At 73.4% G+C, this 16,437-nt stretch carries 14 protein-coding genes; 7 read left to right on the top strand and 7 right to left on the bottom strand.

What is annotated here, in order from left to right:
* The first annotated feature begins 30 nt into the window (after positions 1 to 30).
* From ACBI99_RS40200 to ACBI99_RS40230, 7 genes are all read left to right on the top strand, one after another.
* On the top strand, positions 31 to 834 hold the full coding sequence (locus tag ACBI99_RS40200; RefSeq protein WP_357590374.1) for a DMT family transporter: 804 nt from the start codon (positions 31 to 33) through the stop codon (positions 832 to 834).
* A gap of 68 nt (positions 835 to 902) precedes the next feature.
* Positions 903 to 2,108 carry a glycosyltransferase gene (locus ACBI99_RS40205; protein ID WP_246646056.1) on the top strand — a complete coding sequence of 402 codons (1,206 nt, stop codon included), beginning with the start codon at positions 903 to 905 and terminating at the stop codon, positions 2,106 to 2,108.
* On the top strand, positions 2,105 to 2,812 hold the full coding sequence (locus tag ACBI99_RS40210) for a DUF998 domain-containing protein (protein ID WP_219509959.1): 708 nt from the start codon (positions 2,105 to 2,107) through the stop codon (positions 2,810 to 2,812). Before ACBI99_RS40205 ends, ACBI99_RS40210 begins: the two co-directional genes overlap by 4 nt.
* Before the next feature lie 62 nt (positions 2,813 to 2,874).
* A complete protein-coding gene (locus ACBI99_RS40215) occupies positions 2,875 to 3,672 on the top strand; it encodes a cytochrome P450 (RefSeq protein WP_375074863.1) in 798 nt (265 codons plus the stop codon).
* Entirely contained in the window at positions 3,669 to 4,421 is a 753-nt protein-coding gene (locus ACBI99_RS40220) for an isocitrate lyase/phosphoenolpyruvate mutase family protein (RefSeq protein WP_375074864.1), read from the top strand. The genes ACBI99_RS40215 and ACBI99_RS40220 overlap by 4 nt, the downstream gene beginning before the upstream one ends.
* Positions 4,422 to 4,428: 7 nt before the next feature.
* Complete coding sequence (locus ACBI99_RS40225) at positions 4,429 to 7,239, top strand: BTAD domain-containing putative transcriptional regulator (RefSeq protein WP_375074865.1); 2,811 nt, start codon at positions 4,429 to 4,431, stop codon at positions 7,237 to 7,239.
* Positions 7,240 to 7,273: 34 nt separating this feature from the next.
* Complete coding sequence (locus tag ACBI99_RS40230; protein ID WP_375074866.1) at positions 7,274 to 8,782, top strand: MFS transporter; 1,509 nt, start codon at positions 7,274 to 7,276, stop codon at positions 8,780 to 8,782.
* Here the strand turns inward: ACBI99_RS40230 and ACBI99_RS40235 are convergent.
* The 7 genes from ACBI99_RS40235 to ACBI99_RS40265 all read right to left on the bottom strand — a co-directional run bounded on the left by ACBI99_RS40235 (position 8,745) and on the right by ACBI99_RS40265 (position 16,431).
* Positions 8,745 to 9,977 carry an MFS transporter gene (locus tag ACBI99_RS40235; RefSeq protein ID WP_375074867.1) on the bottom strand — a complete coding sequence of 411 codons (1,233 nt, stop codon included), beginning with the start codon at positions 9,975 to 9,977 and terminating at the stop codon, positions 8,745 to 8,747. The genes ACBI99_RS40230 and ACBI99_RS40235 overlap by 38 nt on opposite strands.
* Before the next feature lie 138 nt (positions 9,978 to 10,115).
* Positions 10,116 to 11,015 (bottom strand): serine hydrolase, encoded by a 900-nt coding sequence (locus tag ACBI99_RS40240; protein ID WP_357590384.1) that lies wholly within the window; start codon positions 11,013 to 11,015, stop codon positions 10,116 to 10,118.
* Between the two features lie 90 nt (positions 11,016 to 11,105).
* Positions 11,106 to 11,978 (bottom strand): alpha/beta hydrolase, encoded by an 873-nt coding sequence (locus ACBI99_RS40245; RefSeq protein WP_375074868.1) that lies wholly within the window; start codon positions 11,976 to 11,978, stop codon positions 11,106 to 11,108.
* 51 nt (positions 11,979 to 12,029) lie between these two features.
* Positions 12,030 to 13,424 (bottom strand): FAD-dependent oxidoreductase, encoded by a 1,395-nt coding sequence (locus ACBI99_RS40250; RefSeq protein WP_357590508.1) that lies wholly within the window; start codon positions 13,422 to 13,424, stop codon positions 12,030 to 12,032.
* A 139-nt stretch (positions 13,425 to 13,563) separates the two neighbouring features.
* A complete protein-coding gene (locus ACBI99_RS40255; protein WP_219509971.1) occupies positions 13,564 to 14,349 on the bottom strand; it encodes an ABC transporter permease in 786 nt (261 codons plus the stop codon).
* Positions 14,346 to 15,197, bottom strand: coding sequence for an ABC transporter permease (locus ACBI99_RS40260; RefSeq protein ID WP_219509973.1), 852 nt, complete (start codon positions 15,195 to 15,197; stop codon positions 14,346 to 14,348). The genes ACBI99_RS40255 and ACBI99_RS40260 overlap by 4 nt, the downstream gene beginning before the upstream one ends.
* 4 nt (positions 15,198 to 15,201) lie before the next feature.
* Positions 15,202 to 16,431 carry a spermidine/putrescine ABC transporter substrate-binding protein gene (locus ACBI99_RS40265; protein ID WP_219509974.1) on the bottom strand — a complete coding sequence of 410 codons (1,230 nt, stop codon included), beginning with the start codon at positions 16,429 to 16,431 and terminating at the stop codon, positions 15,202 to 15,204.
* Positions 16,432 to 16,437: the final 6 nt, after the last annotated feature.

Here is a 16,437-nt window from a genome sequence, read left to right on the forward strand (position 1 = left end):
TGGCGACTATCCAGGTTGAAAGGAGTGGGCATGACTGTGCTGGCCGCGGTGATCGCCCTGATCGGTTCGCTGTTCTTCGCGCTCGGAGCCGCGTTGCAGCAGTTCGAAGCGGTCGGCACGGCCAAGCCCGGCCTGCTCGCCCTGCTCCGGCGGCCGCGCTGGCTCATCGGCGGCGCGTCGATCCTGGTGGGAGGCGGGTTGCACATCGTGGCGCTCGGCCTCGGCCCGCTGACGGTCGTCCAGCCGATGGGGGTGGCGAGCCTGCTGTTCGCGCTGCCGATCGCCGCCACGCTGCACGGCCGCAGGCCGGAGCGGCGGGAGCTGGCCGCGGCGGGCGTGGTGGCCGCGGGGCTGATCGGGCTGGTGCTGCTGGTGCCGGAGTCCGACGGCCCGACCAGGCTCGACCCGGCCGGCGTGCTCACGCTGCTCGGCGTCGCCGGGGTGGCGGCGGTGCTGCTGTGGGCGGGGTCGAAGGCCGCCTCCCACGCGGGCCGGGCCGCGCTCCTGGCGACGGCCTCGGGGGTCCTCTACGGCGCCACCGCCACGCTCCTGCGGGTGCTCGTCGACGGCGGCTGGAACTGGTGGTACCTGCTGGCGCTGCCCGTCCCGGCGCTGCTGGCGCTGATGATGCTGCAGCGCGCCTACGCCGTCGGCCACTTCGGGGTGTCCTTCGCCTCGCTGCAGATCGCCGACCCGCTCACCGCCGTCGCGTTCGGCGCGCTGCTGCTCGGTGAGCCGGTGCCGACGGGAGTCCTGCCGATCGCGGCGGCGGCGCTGACCGCCGCCGGAACCGTCGCCCTGGCCCGCACCACGCCGCTGGAGGCCAGGACATGACCGCCACAGCGCGCACCACACACGTGAAGCTCCTCCAACCTCGACACAACGGAGTCACCACCATGGCCATGCCCCTGCACGCGGTCGACGATTCGGCCGCCCTCGTCCCGGTCCCCGCCCGCCCGCGCCGCATCCTGATCTCCACCGACACCTACCCGCCCGACGTGAACGGCGCCGCCTACTTCACCCACCGGCTGGCCACCGGCCTGGCCGAGCGCGGCAACGAGGTGCACGTGGTGTGCCAGTCGGACCTGGGCCCGGCCAGCGCGGACGTGGTCGACGGGGTGATCGTGCACCGGCTGCGCTCGGCTCCGGTCCTGGTCCACCCGACCATGCGGGTGACCGTCCCGACGCGGCTGGACCGGCTCGTCGCCGCGATCGAGCCGGACGTGCTGCACACGCAGGGCCACTTCGTCGTCGGCCGGGCGGCCATCGCCGCAGCCCGCCGCCGCGACATCCCGGTGGTGGCGACCAACCACTTCATGCCGGACAACCTCTTCCAGTTCGGCCACATCCCGGCGCGGCTGCGGGCCAAGGCCGGGCGGCTGGCCTGGCGCGACTTCGGCCGGATCTTCGGCAAGGCCGACCACATCACGACGCCGACGCCGCTGGCCGCCAAGCTGCTGAGCGACCAGGGCTTCACCCGCGAGGTGGAGGCGGTGTCGTGCGGCATCGACCTGGCCCGGTTCCAGCCTCGGGCGGAGCCGAAGGCGTGGGCGCGCAAGGCGTTCGGGCTGCCGGACCGGCCCACGGTCCTGTTCGTCGGCCGGCTCGACGAGGAGAAGCGGCTCGACGAGATCGTCCGCGCGCTCCCGTACGTGCTGAACGACACCGACGCGCAGGTGGCGTTCGTCGGCAAGGGCAACCAGCGCGAGGTGCTGGAGCGGCTGGCCCGGCGCATCGGGGTGGGCGAGCGGACGTTCTTCCTCGGCTTCGTGCCGGACGAGAGCATGCCGCAGGCGTTCGCCGCGGCCGACGTGTTCGCCATGCCGGGCGTCGCCGAGCTGCAGAGCATCGCCACGCTGGAGGCGATGGCGTCGGGGCTGCCGGTGGTGGCGGCCGACGCGATGGCGCTGCCGCACCTGGTGGCGGGCAACGGCTACCTGTACGAGCCGGGCGACGTGATGGCGCTGGCCCGGCACCTGTCCGGCATCCTCTCGGACGACGCGCTCCGGGAGCGGCTGGGCAGGGCCAGCCGCGAGCTGGCGCTCACCCACGATCACCAGACGTCGCTCGCCCGGTTCGAGCAGATCTATGACGAGGTCACGCGATGACATCCAGGCAGGACGCCCCGCAGGGCGCGATCGGGTTCGCCGTCGGCGGGACGGTGGCGGGGGCGCTGGTCGCCGTACTCGCCCTCGGTTACGCGCAGCTCGCGCTGCCGTCGCAGCCGCTGCTGAGCGACTACGCGCTGGTGTCCGGGGGGCTGCTGCCCGTGCTGGCCGGCATGCTGGCGCTCGCGGGGGCGTGCCTGACGCTGGCGTACGGGCTGGCCGTACGGGAGCCGGGGCGCACGGCGGCGACCAGGGTGCTGCTGCTGGCGGCGGCGGCCGGGCTGATGATGAGCGCGGTCTTCCCCACCGATCCGGGCGGGTCGGAGATCGGCACGCTGACCGGGGAGATCCACCGGTGGGCCGCCGCCGTCGTGTTCACCACGCTGCCGGTGGCCGGGTGGTCGCTGGCGCGGGGCCGGAAGGCGCTGCCGCGCTGGAACGCGGTCCGGGCGCTGAGCCTGACGTCCGTGGTCGCGCTGGCCGTCTACCTGGCGGCGCACCCCGCCTCGTTCACCTCGGCGTGGATCGGCGGCGCCGGCTACTACGGCCTGCTGGAGCGGGCGCTGGTGGTGGCTGAGATCGCGTTGATCGTCGCCATGGCGGTGGCCGCGGGCGGACGCGCCGTCGCCGCCCGGACGCCGCTTCCCGTCCCGGCGGCCGAGCCGGTGCGGCCGCCGCAGGAGAGCGAGCGGCTGGTCGCCTGATCAGCGCGGACGACCGGCATGGTTAGACGGGCGGTGAACCGTTGCCGGGCTAGCGTGATCACATGCTCGTCACACGTCATTCCGAAGCCTGTTCCGTGCTCGCCGACTCCCGGTACGTGCCGCCGCCCGTGCGGCAGGGCGCGCCGGTGGGGACGCTCGCCTGGCTGCGCGCCCGGGTGTCCAGGTTCAGCTCCGGGGAGGAGCACGCGCGCCGCCGGGCGACGCTGTCGGCGCCGCTCGCCCGGCTCGGCCCGGCGGCGCTGCGGGAGGCGGCCCGGGCGCTGACGGCGGCCCGGCGGGGCGAGTGGCGGGACGTGCCCACGGAGGTGCTGGGCGAGGCGCTCGGGTTCGCGGAGCCCGGCCGCCTGGCCGAGGCCGTCCGGGCGGCGGCGCCCGGCTACCTGTCCGGCGAGGAGTCCGGCGCGGCCGACGCGGCGGTGGCCGAGCTGGTGAAGCTCGCCGAGCGGGCGGCCGGGCCGGAGGACGAGCGGATCGCCCTGGTCACGCTGCTGCTGCAGGCGCACGCCTCCGTGGAGGGGCTGATCGGCAACGCGCTGGCCCACGAGGCGCCCGGCGTCGCGGTGGACGACCTGCTGCACGAGACGCTGCGGCACGACCCGCCGCTGAAGGTGACGCGGCGGGTGGACCGCGAGAGCGGGGACGAGGTGGTGATCGACCTGGTGGCCGCCAATCGCGACCCTGAGGTGTTCGCGTCGCCGGAGCGGTTCGACCCGGCCCGCGGGGAGGCCCCGCATCTGACGTTCGGCGCCGGGCTGCGGCCCTGCCCGGCGTCACGGCACGCGCTGGCGCTGGCCGCCGGGGTGCTCGACGCGCAGGTGGAGATCGGAGAGGGACGATGAGCGAGAGGTTCCGGGCGCTGCACCGGCCGGGCGAGCCGCTGCTGCTGCCCAACGCGTGGGACTACGGGTCGGCCGCGGTGCTGGCCGGGGAGGGGTTCGCGGCCGTCGGCACCACCAGCCTGGGCGTGTCGGCCGTGCACGGCAAGCCTGACGCGGGCGGCGCGACCAGGGACGAGACGGTGGCGCTCGCCGCGACGCTGCGGACGCTGGACGTGATGGTCAGCGTCGACGTCGAGGGCGGGTTCAGCGACGACCCCGGCGAGGTGGCCGAGCTGATCGCCACCTTGGCGGAGCTGGGCGTGGCCGGGGTCAACCTGGAGGACGGCCGGGCCGACGGCACGCTGCGGCCGATCGGCGTCCACCAGGCGATCATCGAGGCGGCCCGCGGGCACGGCGTGTTCGTCAACGCGCGGACCGACACCCGCTGGCTCGGGACCGGCGACACGCTGGAGCGGGTGCGCGCCTACGGGCACGCCGACGGGATCTTCGTGCCCGGTCTGAGCGATCTGGGGGAGATCGCCCGGCTGGTGGAGAGCACACCACTGCCGGTGAACGTGCTCTACCAGCCGGGCGGCCCGTCGCTCGCCGAGCTGGCCGGGGTGGGCGTCGCCCGGGTGAGCACCGGCTCGCTGCTCTACCGGGCGAGCCTGCGCGGCGCCCTGTCGGCGCTGCGGGCCGTACGCGGACAGGAAGAGCCGGACCTGCCCTCCTACGCGGACATCACCGCCATGCTGCCCGAGCCACGATAATCGGGGCATGCGCTTCGAGATCCTGGGCCCCAGCGCCGCGCTGGGCGACGACGGCACCCCGGTGCCGCTGGGCGGGCCCCGGGTGCGCGCGCTGCTCGCGCTGCTGGCGCTGGAGGCCGGCCGGGTGGTGGGCGCCGAGCAGCTCGTCGACGGCCTGTACGGGTCGCGCCCGCCGGAAGGGGTCGCCAACGCGCTGCAGTCGCAGGTGTCGAGGCTGCGCCGGGTGCTGGGGCGGGACCGGGTGGAGTTCCATCCTGCGGGCTACCGGCTGGTGGCCGATCCGCTGGACGTCGACGCGCACCGGTTCGAGCGGCTGGCCGGTCAGGGCCGGGAGGCGCTGGCGGCCGGTGACGCGCGCCGGGCGGCGGCGCTGCTGCGCGAGGCGCTGGAGCTGTGGCGCGGGACGGCGCTGGCCGACGCGCCGCACGCGGAGGCGGCGGCGGCCCGGCTGTCGGAGCTGCGCCTGGCCGCCGTCGAGGACCGCGTCCAGGCCGATCTGGCGCTGGGCGGCCACCGCGAGGTCGTCGCCGAGCTGAGACGGCTGACCGCCGACCATCCGCTGCGCGAGCGGCCGCGCGCCCAGCTCATGCGCGCCCTGTACGGCAGCGGCCGGCAGGCGGAGGCGCTGGCCGCGTTCGAGGAGGGGCGGCGCATCCTGGACGAGGAGCTGGGCGTCGAGCCGGGCCCGGAGCTGGCCGCCGCCCACCTGGCGGTTCTGCGGGCCGATCCGTCGCTGGGCGCGCCGGCGGCGGGCTCGACCCGGCAGGGGCTGCGCGCCCAGCTCACCAGCTTCGTCGGCCGGGCCGAGGAGCTCGCGCAGGTGCGCGCCGAGCTGGCCGAGGCCAGGCTCGTCACGCTGATCGGCCCGGGCGGCTCCGGCAAGACGCGGCTCGCGGGCGAGGTGGCCGGGCGGGCCGAGGGCGACGTGTGCTTCGTGCAGCTCGCGCCGGTGTCCGACGGCGCGGAGGTGGCGGCGGCGGTGCTGGCCGCGCTGGACATCCGCGACCGCACGCACGGCGCCGAGCTGCCCGCCGTCGAGCCGGCCGAGCGGCTGGTCACCGCGCTCGCCGACCGCACGCTGCTGCTCGTCCTGGACAACTGCGAGCACCTGGTCGAGGCCGCGGCGGACCTGGCCGACCTGCTGCTGGCCTCCTGCCCGGGGCTGCGCGTGCTGGCGACCAGCAGGGAGGCGCTCGGCATCATCGGCGAGCGCATCCTGCCGGTGCCGCCGCTGCGGCTGCCGCCGCCGGACGCCGCCGACCCGCTCGGCTATCCGGCGGTGCGGCTGTTCGCCGACCGGGCGGCGGCGGTGCGGCAGGGGTTCACGGTCGGCGACGGCAACGCCGCGGACGTGACGCGCATCTGCCGGGCGCTCGACGGGCTGCCGCTGGCCATCGAGCTGGCCGCGGCCCGGCTGCGCACGCTGACGGTGCGGGAGGTGGCGGCGCGGCTGGACGACAGGTTCCGGCTGCTGGCGCGCGGGAGCCGGACGGCGCTGCCCCGGCACCAGACGTTGCGCGCGGTGGTGGCGTGGAGCTGGGACCTGCTGGACGAGGCGGAGCAGCGGCTGGCCAGGCGGCTGACGGTGTTCGTGGGCGGGGCGACGGCGGAGGCCGCCGAGCGGGTGTGCGGGGAGCCGGAGGAGGTGCTGTTCTCGCTGGCGGAGAAGTCGCTGGTCGAGTCCGTCGGCGGCCATTACCGGATGCTGGAGACGATCCGGGCGTTCTGCGCGGAGCGGCTGGAGGAGTCGGGCGAGAGCCGCGAGCTGCGCGACAGGCATGCCGCCTACCACCTGGAGCTGGTCCGCACCGCCGACGCCCACCTGCGGCGCAGCGAGCAGCTGGAGTGGCTGGCCCGGCTGGACTCCGCCGGCGACGACCTGAACGCGGCGGTGCGGTGGGCGACGGAGTCGGGCCAGGCCGAGCTGGCGCTGCGCCTGGTGGCCTACTCCGCCTGCTACTGGTGGATGCGCGGGCACCGGGTCACCAGCGCGACGCTGGCGGCCGACCTGCTGGGGCGGCTGGACGACACGGTCCCGGAGGGCATGGACGAGGAGTACGCGATGTGCGTGCTCGTCGCCGCCTGGACCGGGCGGGCGATCGACGACCAGATGGCGGCGCGGCTGGAGGCGCTGCACGGGCTGCTGCCGGAGGAGTACCTGCTGCGGCGGCTGGAGTTCCTGACGCTGCTGCTGCCGATGTTCACCGGCCCGCCCACCGACTACCGGTCGGTGGACGTCGCCCGGCAGCTCGTCGACCGGCTGCCGCCCTGGCAGCGGGCGCTCATGCACAGCGGCGAGGCGTTCATCATGCAGTTCGAGGGCCGGCTGGAGGAGGCCAAGGCGCAGTTCGAGCAGTCGCTGGACATCTTCCGGGCGATGGGCGAGCGGTGGGGCGCCATGCTCGTGGTGTCGGGGCTCGGCGACGTGGCGTTCATGCAGGGCGACTACGCGGCGTCGGCCGCGATGGCCGACGAGGCGCTGCGGCTGTCGCGCGAGCTGGGCGCGCTGGCCGACACCAGCGACAACCTGTGCCGCCGGGCCGACACCCGGGCGCGAGTCGGCGACTTGGAGGGGGCGCGTGCCGACTACCGTGAGGCCGCGCGCCTGTCGCGGCGGATCGGCGCGTCCGACACGCTGGCCCGGGCGCACTGCGGGCTGGGCGAGCTGGCGCTGGCCGCGGGCGATCTCGCCACGGCGCGGCGGTGGGCCGAGCAGGCGAGCCAGGAGTGCCCGGAGGAGTGGCACAGCACGGCCGACGTGCGCGAGCGAGTCGCCGCCCTGCTGACGCGGGTCGGCGGGGCCGTCAGCCGGCGGTAGGCGGGCGGTCAGCGCCTGCCGCGACAGTGGCGGCATGACGAAGAAATGGGCCTGTCTGGCTGTCGCCTGCCTGGCCACGCTCCTGCTCTCGCTGGACATGACGGTCCTGCATCTCGCACTGCCCCGGCTGGTCGGCGACCTGGGCGCGAGCTCGACCGAGCTCCTGTGGATCGGCGACATCTACGGGTTCGCGCTGGCCGGCCTGCTCATCACGATGGGCAACCTCGGTGACCGGATCGGCCGCAAGCGGCTGCTGCTGATCGGGGCGGTGGCGTTCAGCGCGGCCTCGGCGGTCACCGCGTACGCGCCCAGCCCGGAACTGCTGATCGTGGCCAGGGCGCTGCTGGGCGTGGCCGGGGCCACGATCATGCCGTCCACGCTGTCGATCATCCGCAACGTGTTCACCGACGCCGCCGAGCGGACCACGGCCATCGGGATCTGGAGCGGCATGAGCGCCGCCGGGTTCGCGGTGGGGCCGGTGGTGGGCGGGCTGCTGCTCGACCACTTCTGGTGGGGCTCGGTCTTCCTGATCAACCTGCCGATCATGGCCGTGGTGCTGGTGTGGGGCTTCCTGGTGCTGCCGGAGTCGCGCAACCCGGACGCCGGGCGGATCGACCTGCCGAGCGTGGTGCTCTCGTTCGCCGGGGTCGTGGCGGTCATCTACGCGGTCAAGGAGGTGGCGCACCGGGGTCCCGACGCGGACGTGCTCGCCGCCGCCGCGCTGGGCGTGCTCTGCCTGGTGGTGTTCGTGTGGCGGCAGACGCGGCTGGCCGAGCCGCTGATCGACGTGCGGCTCTTCCGCAGGCGCGCGTTCACCGCGTCCATCAGCACGAACCTGCTGGCCATCTTCACGATGATGGCGATGTCGCTGATTTTCGCCTGGTACTTCCAGCTCGTGCTGGGCTGGTCGCCGCTGCAGGCGGGGCTCGCGGGGCTGCCGGGCGGCCTGAGCGGCGCAATCGGCGGCATCCTGGCCGGCAAGCTCATCGGCGTCATCGGCAGGAACGGCGTGGTCGCGCTGGGGCTGGCGATGAACGCGCTGTCGTTCCTCTACTACAGCACGCTCGGCATGGAGGTGAACTACCTGGCCATCGCCGCCGTGATGATGCTGGGCGGCATGGGGATCGGCCTGGCGTTCACCGTCAACAACGACAACGTGCTGGCCACGGCGCCGGCGCAGCGGGCGGGGGCGGCCGCGGCGGTGTCGGAGACGTCGTTCGAGCTGGGCGGCGCGCTGGGCATCGCGATTCTCGGCACCGTGCTCAACAGCACGTACACGAGCGGGGTGCGGGTGCCCGCCGGGGTGCCGGCGGAGCCGGCCAGGGAGTCGATCGCCGGGGCGATGGCGCTGGCCGAGACGCTGCCCGCCGAGCAGGCCGGGCAGCTCGTGCAGGCGGCGCGGACGGCGTTCGTGGAGGCGGTGCACGTCACCTCGCTCGCCACGGCCGGCATGCTGGCGCTGGTGGCTCTGCTGGCGCTGGTCGGGCTGCGCGGCGTGCCGAAGGTCATCCCCGAGGAAGTGCTGGCACGCGCTCACTCGTGACGGCCGGGCGGGGCAGCAGGGCGCGGCGGCGGGCCAGGACGAGGGCCGCCGCCAGGCCCGTGATCAGCGGCGGCACGACGAAGGCGAGCGACGGGCCGAACCGGTCCACGAGCTGCCCGGCCGCCGACGAGCCGACGGCGATGCCCAGCCCGATGGCGCCGTTGAGCCAGGTGAACGCCTCGGTGCGGGCGGCGGCGGGCACCAGTCCGTCGATGATGGTGTAGCCGGTGATCACGACGGGCGCGATCACCAGCCCGGCCAGCGCCGCCGCGCCGTACAGCAGGGGCAGGGAGCCGGCGAGGACGAGGGCGCTGGTCGCGGCGGCGAGCAGGACGAGCCCGCAGCCGAGCCGGACGGTCGCGGGGACGCGCCAGCGCACGGCCCCGTACAGCAGCCCGCCGGCCAGGCTCGCGCCGGAGAACGCGCCGTAGACGGGTCCGGCGGAGGCGGCGGTGCCCAGAGCCTCGGTAAGCGAGGTGATGCCGACCTGGAGGCTGCCGAACACCGACCCCATCGCGAGGAAGGCGGTCGCCAGCAGCGCCACGCCGCGCAGGCGCAGCACCCCGACCGCCCGCTCGGGGCCGGGCGAGGCCGCCGAGCGGGCCGAGCCCGGCGGGGCGGCGGTGCGCACGGCGGCGAACGTGAGCGTGCCGGTGACGACGAGGACGAGCGCCACCAGCAGCGCCACCACCGGCGAGTACGACGTCGACAGGGCGACGAGGACGACCGGGGCGAGGGTGAAGGTGAGCTCGTCGGTGACGGACTCGACGGCGAAGGCGGTGTTGAGCGCCGGGCCGCTGAGCCGGTGCGCCCATCGGGCCCTGACCATCGCGCCCACCTGGGGCGCGCTCGCGCCGGTGAGCGCGGCGGCGGCGACCAGCAGCGGCACGGCGGCGTGGGCGGCGGCCAGCGCCACCAGCCCGCCGAGGGCCAGCGCGTGCGCGCCGACCTGCGGGACGAGGACCCTGGCCTGGCCGTGGCGGTCGGCGAGCCGGCCGAAGCGGGGCCCGGCGAGGGCCTGGGACACGGCCGCCGCCGCGGCGGCGACGCCCGCCGGCCCGTAGGCGCCGGTGGACCATTCCACCAGCAGCAGGACGCCGAGCTGGGTCATCGCGAACGGCAGCCGGGCCACGAGCGCGGGCAGCAGGAAGCGCCAGGCGCCGGGCGTGGCCAGCACCGGGAGGTAACTCTTCAAGGGGGGTCTCCGTCCAGGTCAAGACGGAGCCGTCCCGGAGGAGCGCACCGTCTGGTGGGCTTCGACCGGGGTGATACCGGCAGGAGGGCCGGCCGCCGAGCGGTCTATCAGGCGCGTGCGAGACGCGACGGAGTCATCCTACGCGGTCGGCCCGGCCTCGCAGGCCCGGGTCCTGCTGGGCGCGAGGGCGTCCAGGCGGTCACCGACGAGCTTGGCCAGGCCCTCGATGGTGGCGATGCCGTGGCTCTCGCCGGGCTGGTGGTCGGTCTGCACCGACAGCAGCAGGTCGCGCCCCGGCCCGGTGACGCGGCCGTAGCTGGTGACGGCCCAGGTGTTGTGCACGAACGGCCGGGGCGTCCAGCCGTTCTTGAGCGCCACCCGGTCGCCGGGCCTGGCGGCGGCGCTGACGCCCCAGTCCTGGTCGCGGTGGACGCGGCCCATCAGCCCGAGCACGTGCTCCCGGTCGGCGGCCCGCAGTCCCCTGCCGCCTTCGGCGAGCAGTTTGAGCAGCTTGACGCGGTCGGCGGGCGTGGTGGTGGTGCCGCCCCAGTAGCGGCCCGCTCCGGGCGTCGTCTCGCGCAGGCCGAGCTTGCGGTAGAAGGCGGCCAGCCCGGGGCCGCCGCCGGCCCGCCACCACAGCGTGTCGGCGGCCTGGTTGTCGCTCTCCCTGATCATGCGCGCGGCCAGGTCGCGCTCGCTGCCGCGCAGCGGCTGCTTCCGGCGGGCCAGCAGGGCCATGAGGATGTCGACCTTGGACCCGCTGGCGGTGATCATGCCGCGTTCGTGCGCGCGGTGGCCGATCGTCACGCCGGAGACCAGGTCGAGCGCGCTGTAGGCGACACGCCCCGGCCTGCGGTCGAGGTAGCGGGCCACCTGGCGTGTCAGCCTGGCCTTGGCCGTCCGGCCCGCCTTCGCGTCGGGCAGCGTCAGCACGCACCGGGCCGCCGCGGCGGGCAGCCGCGCCGCCACGCCCGCCGAGCCCCGCACGGGCGCCGCGGCCTCGCTCTCGCACCCTGTCACCAGCAGCAGAACCGCCACCGCGGCCCATGATCGCGCACGCACGCCCTACCCCCCGTGATCTCACCGGGGGTCAGCCGATCTCCTGCCCAGCCGCCGCGCGCGCCAACCCTAGAGGTGCTCGCGCAGGAACCCGGCCGTCGCCTCGACGGCCTGCGTCACGTACGGCTCGCGGTCGTAGAGGTCGACGTGCTGCTTGGCGTCGATCCAGACGAGCCGCTTGGGCTCGTCGAGCCGCTTGTACGCCTCCTCGGCGCCCTCCGGCGAGCAGAACCGGTCCACGACGCCGTGCACGATCAGCGCCGGGCGGGGCGACAGGAAGTCGGCGCCCATCATGTTGTCCATCGTGACCAGCTCGCGGACGCTCGCCCGGGTGACCCGGTTGTCCCAGTGGGGGGACGCTGAGCGGTCGGTCCCGTAGTAGGCGTACGGCTCGTCGCCGGGCATGGCGGCCTCGCCCTCCTCGGCCACCGCAGGCAGGTAGGCGACCGGCCCGCCCTGGTCCTGGCGCTCCAGCACCTCGGCGAACGAGGCCAGCACCGCCGCGTAGTCCATGCCCGACCGCATCGCGTACGGGTTGTTGTAGGCCCCGGCGATGCCCGTGAACGCCTTGACGCGGGGGTCGAAGGCGGCGAACTTGAGCGCGTAGCCGCCGCCCAGGCAGATGCCCACGGCCCCGATCCGGCCGGCGTCGACCTCGGGCCGGGCGCGCAGGAACGACACCGCCGCGCGCAGGTCGTGCAGCTTGCCCTGGGGGTCCTCGTGGCAGCGCGGCTCGCCGCCCGACTCGCCCCAGTTGCGGTGGTCGAAGGCGAGCGTGACGAAGCCCTCGGTGGTCAGGCGCTCGGCGTAGAGCCCGGTGACCTGGTCACGCACGCCCGTGAAGGGGCCGGTGAACACGAGGGCGGGGTGCGGCCCCGGCCCGCCGGGCACCCGCAGGTCTCCCACCAGCACGACGCCGTCGACGGCGAACTCGACTCTCATGCTCCCAGTGTGACGCGGAACGCCCGCGGCGCGGAGCCGCGGGCGTCGCGATCAGGAGTCGAAGCCGAGCCCCATCCGGTCCAGGGCGCGCAGCCACAGGTTGCGCCTGCCCTGGTGCTGGTCGGCCTGGGCGATGGACCAGCGGGTGAACTGGATCACCCCCGACCGCACCGGCTCGGGCGGGAACGGGACGGGCTTCTCCTTGACCATGCGCAGCTCGGTCCGCTCGGTCCGCTCGCCGGAGAGCAGGTCGAGCATGACGTTGGCGCCGAAGCGGGTGGCGCCGACGCCCATGCCGGTGTAGCCGGTGGCGTAGGCGAGCCTGCCGCCGTGCGCCTGCCCGTAGAAGGCGCTGAACCGGCTGCACGTGTCGATCACGCCGCCCCACCGGTGGGTGAAGCGCACCTCGTCGAGCTGCGGGAACGTGGTGTAGAAGTGCCCGGCGAGCTTGACGAACGTCTCGTCGCGCTGGTCGTACTCGGCCTTGACCTGGCCGCCGTTGTAGTAGACGGCGTCGTAGCCGCCCCACAGGATGCGGTTGTCGTCGGTCAGCCGGTAGTAGTGGAACTGGTTGGCCGAGTCGCCGACGCCCTGCCGGTTGCGCCAGCCGATCTCGGCGAGCTGGGCGTCGCTGAGCGGCTCGGTCATCAGCGCGTAGTCGTACACCGGCACCACGAAGTGCTTGAGCCGGCGCAGCAGCGGCGGGAAGACGCCGGTGCCGAGCGCCACCCGGCGGCCGGACACGGCGCCCCGGGGGGTGCGCAGCTCGATCGTGTCGCCGTCGTCGTGCATCGAGCGGACCGGGCTGCGCTCGTACACCCGCACGCCGAGGCGCACGCACGCGTCGCGCAGTCCCCAGGCGAGCCGGGCCGGGTCGAGCATGGCGCAGCCGCTGCGCTCCCACAGCCCGCCCAGGTAGGTGGGCGAGTTGACCTCGGCCCGGACCTGGTCCTGGTCGAGGGGCACGTAGTCGAGGCCGAGCCGGTCGATGACGTCGAGGTTCTCCTGGAGAGCGTCGAGCTGCCACGGCTCGGTGGCGACGTTGAGCTCTCCGGTGCGTTCGAAGGAGCAGTCGACGCCGTAGCGCTCCAGCGTCCGCTCGATCTCGTCGAGGTTGTCGGCGCCCATGCGCTCCAGCCGGTCGATCTCGTCCGGCCAGCGCTCCAGCCCGTTGGACAGGCCGTGGGTGAGGGTCGCCATGCAGAACCCGCCGTTGCGGCCGGATGCCGCCCAGCCGATGCGGCGGCCCTCCAGCAGGACGACGTCCTGGCCGGGGTCGCGTTCCTTGGCCATCAGGGCCGTCCACAGCCCCGAGAAGCCTCCGCCGACGACGACGAGGTCGGCGGTGGTGTTGCTGTCGAGCCGCGGTCGCGGCTCGGGTCTGGCCGGGCTGTCCAGCCAGTACGGCTTGCGCTCCGCGTCAGCCAGCGCCTTCAGCGGATCCACAAATCCCACTTCCCTTACGGTGTCTTATTTTGTGAAATTGCGGGACCAAATTGGTGATCACGCGCGGGTTCCCCCCGCCGGAATCCGATCTCGCCTCCCTGTTCTGGGTCGGAAACTGCTCGTGGCCGAGAAGTACGTGTCACATCCGGCGGCGGGCGGCGACCGCGTTGACGATCGCGATCAGCACGCCGATGCCGAAGATCAGCGTACCCATCACGTTCACCTGCGGGGGAATGCCCGTCTTCACCGACCCGATGATCCACAGCGGGAACGTCGGGGTGGAGCCGTTGACGAAGCTCGTGACGACATAGTCGTCGATGGACAGCGCGAACGCCAGCATCGCCCCGGCCAGCACGCCGGGCATGATCGACGGCAGCGTGACCTGCCGGAACGTGCCCCACGCGGACGCGCCGAGGTCCTTGGCCGCCTCCTCCAGCGCCGGGTCCAGCGTGACGACCCTGGCCCGGACCGTCACGGTCACGAACGACAGCGAGAACAGCACGTGCGCGATCGTGATCGTCATCGCGTCACGCCAGACGCCGGCCGAGACGAACAGCGACAGCAGCGACGCGCCCATGACCAGCTCGGGCGTGGAGATCGCGGCGAACACCAGGAAGTTCGTCGCGCCCCGGCCGCGGAAGCGGTGCCTGCCGAGCGCCAGCCCCAGCGTCGTGCCGAGCACCACGGTGATGACGGTGCTGGCCAGCGCGATCTTCAGCGAGTTCGCGAGCGCCTCGGTCAGGCCCTCGATCGCGAACAGTTCCTCGTACCAGCGCAGCGTGAAGCCCTGCCAGCTCGCGTTGGACTTGCTCTGCTTGTCGTTGAAGCCGAACAGCACCATGACCGCGATCGGCGCCGACAGCCAGGCGATGATGAGCCAGGTGTAGGCGTGCAGCAGCCGGTCGCCCAGCCTGCCGCCCCTCATCGGGCCGCCGCCTCGAGGACGTTCTCGGTGCCCAGCACCCTGGCGTACGCGAAGATGCCCACCAGCAGCACCGCCATCAGCGTGAACGACAGCGCCGAGGCCGTCGGGTAGTCGTTGTTGACCAGATACTCGGTCTGGATGATGTTGCCGATCATGGTGTTGCCGGTGCCGCCGAGCACCTGCGCGTTGACCGGGTCGGCCGTCGCCGGCACGAACGTCATCAGCACCCCGGCGAACACGCCCGGCAGAGACAGCGGCAGCACCACCTTGCGGAAGGCCGCCCCGCGCGTCGCGTACAGGTCCTGGGCCGCCTCCACCACGCGCGGGTCGACCCGCTCCAGCGCCACGTAGATCGGCAGGATCATGAACGGCAGCCAGTTGTACGTCAGCCCCGCCACCACCGCGAACGCCGTGGCGAGCACGTGGAAGCCGGCCGGCAGCAGCCCCCACGACTTCAGCGTGCCGAGCAGGACGCCGTCGTCGGCCAGCAGGAAGCCCCACGAGATCGTGCGTAGCACGAACGACACGAAGAACGGCAGCAGCAGCAGGAACAGGTAGACCGACTTGCGGCTGCCGCCCTTGAACGCGATCCAGTACGCCACCGGATAGCCGATGACCAGCATCGCCACCGTGGCGCACGCCCCGTACACGAGGGAGCGGACGAGCTGGGTGCTGTAGCCGCCGATGGCGTCGCCGTAGTTGGAGACGCTGAACGTCATGACGAAGCCGTCGATCACGTTGCCGGTCTGCAGCGACACCGACGCCATCGCGGCCAGCGGCACCACCAGGAAGATCGCCAGCCACATCCAGCCCGGCAGCGCGAGCAGGTAGGGGGTGAGACGTCGCATCGGCCTAGGCCTGGGTGATCGACTGGAAGATCGGGTTGAACACCTGCTCCTGCGCCGTGGTCAGCTTGGTGTAGTTGCGCAGCTTGGCGTAGTCGGCCTCGGTGGGGAACATCAGCGGGCTGTCGGCCATGTCGAGCAGCGCCTGCTTGTCCTCGCCCGAGGCGGTCTCAGCCTTCTTGCGCAGCAGGTCCTGCACGGCGGGCACCGGCGTGACGAACTGGATGAACTCATCCAGCTCGGCGGCGATCTCCGGCTTGTAGAAGTAGTCCATCAGCGTCATGGCGTCGACCGGGTTGGCGGCGTTCTTGGGGATGAGCATGTTGTCGGTCCAGATCGTGCCGCCCTCCTCGGGCACGTAGAACTTGACCGGCTCACCCGCGAGCTGCCGCTGGAACACGTCGCCCGACCAGGCCATGGTCAGCCACACGTCGCCCCTGGAGACGGCGTCGATGTAGTTCTGGTCGTAGTACTTGCGCACGATCCCGGCCTCGCGCTGCGCCTTGAGCTTCTCGCCGGCCCGCTTCCAGTCGTCCTCGGTGGACTTCTCCGGGTCGACGCCGAGGGCGATCATGCCGAAGTTGCCGATCTCCTGGGCGTCGGCCATCATGCCGACCCGGCCCTCGTACTTGGCGTCGAACAGCGCCTCGATGCTGGTCAGCTCGTCCTTGACGTACTTGGTGTTGTACGCGATCCCGGTCACGCCGGAGGCGTAGGGCATCGTGTAGACGTTGCCGGGGTCGTAGGAGCGCTCCTTGTACTTGGCGCCCGCGTTGGCCTGGAAGTTCGGCATCCTGCTCTGGTCGAGCGCCACCGCGTAGCCGAGCTCGATCATGTGCTGGAGCTGGATGCCGTTGGTCATCACGACGATGTCGTAGCCCAGCGACTGGCCCGCCCGCAGCACCGGGTCCGCCTTGCCGAAGAACTCCGCGTTCTCGTTGATGTCCTCTTTGTACTCGTAGGAGATCCCGGTCTCCTGCTGGAACTTCTTCAGCGGCCCGTGGTCCTCGGGCATGTACTCGGGCCAGTTGGCGAAGACGACCTTGCCGTTCTTCTTCTGCTTGGCCCAGAAGTCCTTGACGGCGTCGGGCTTGGGGGGCGCGGCCTTCTGGCCCTGAACGCCGCAGGCGGCCAGCGCGAGCCCGGCGGCGGACAGGCCGGCCAGCCTGAACGCGTCGCGGCGGGTGCGGGGCTGGGTCATCCCTCTGACGAGGGCGGGGGTGTGCAGGCGGTCCATGATGTG

The sequence above is a fragment of the Nonomuraea sp. ATR24 genome (assembly GCF_041950485.1).
Lineage (GTDB): Bacteria > Actinomycetota > Actinomycetes > Streptosporangiales > Streptosporangiaceae > Nonomuraea > Nonomuraea ceibae.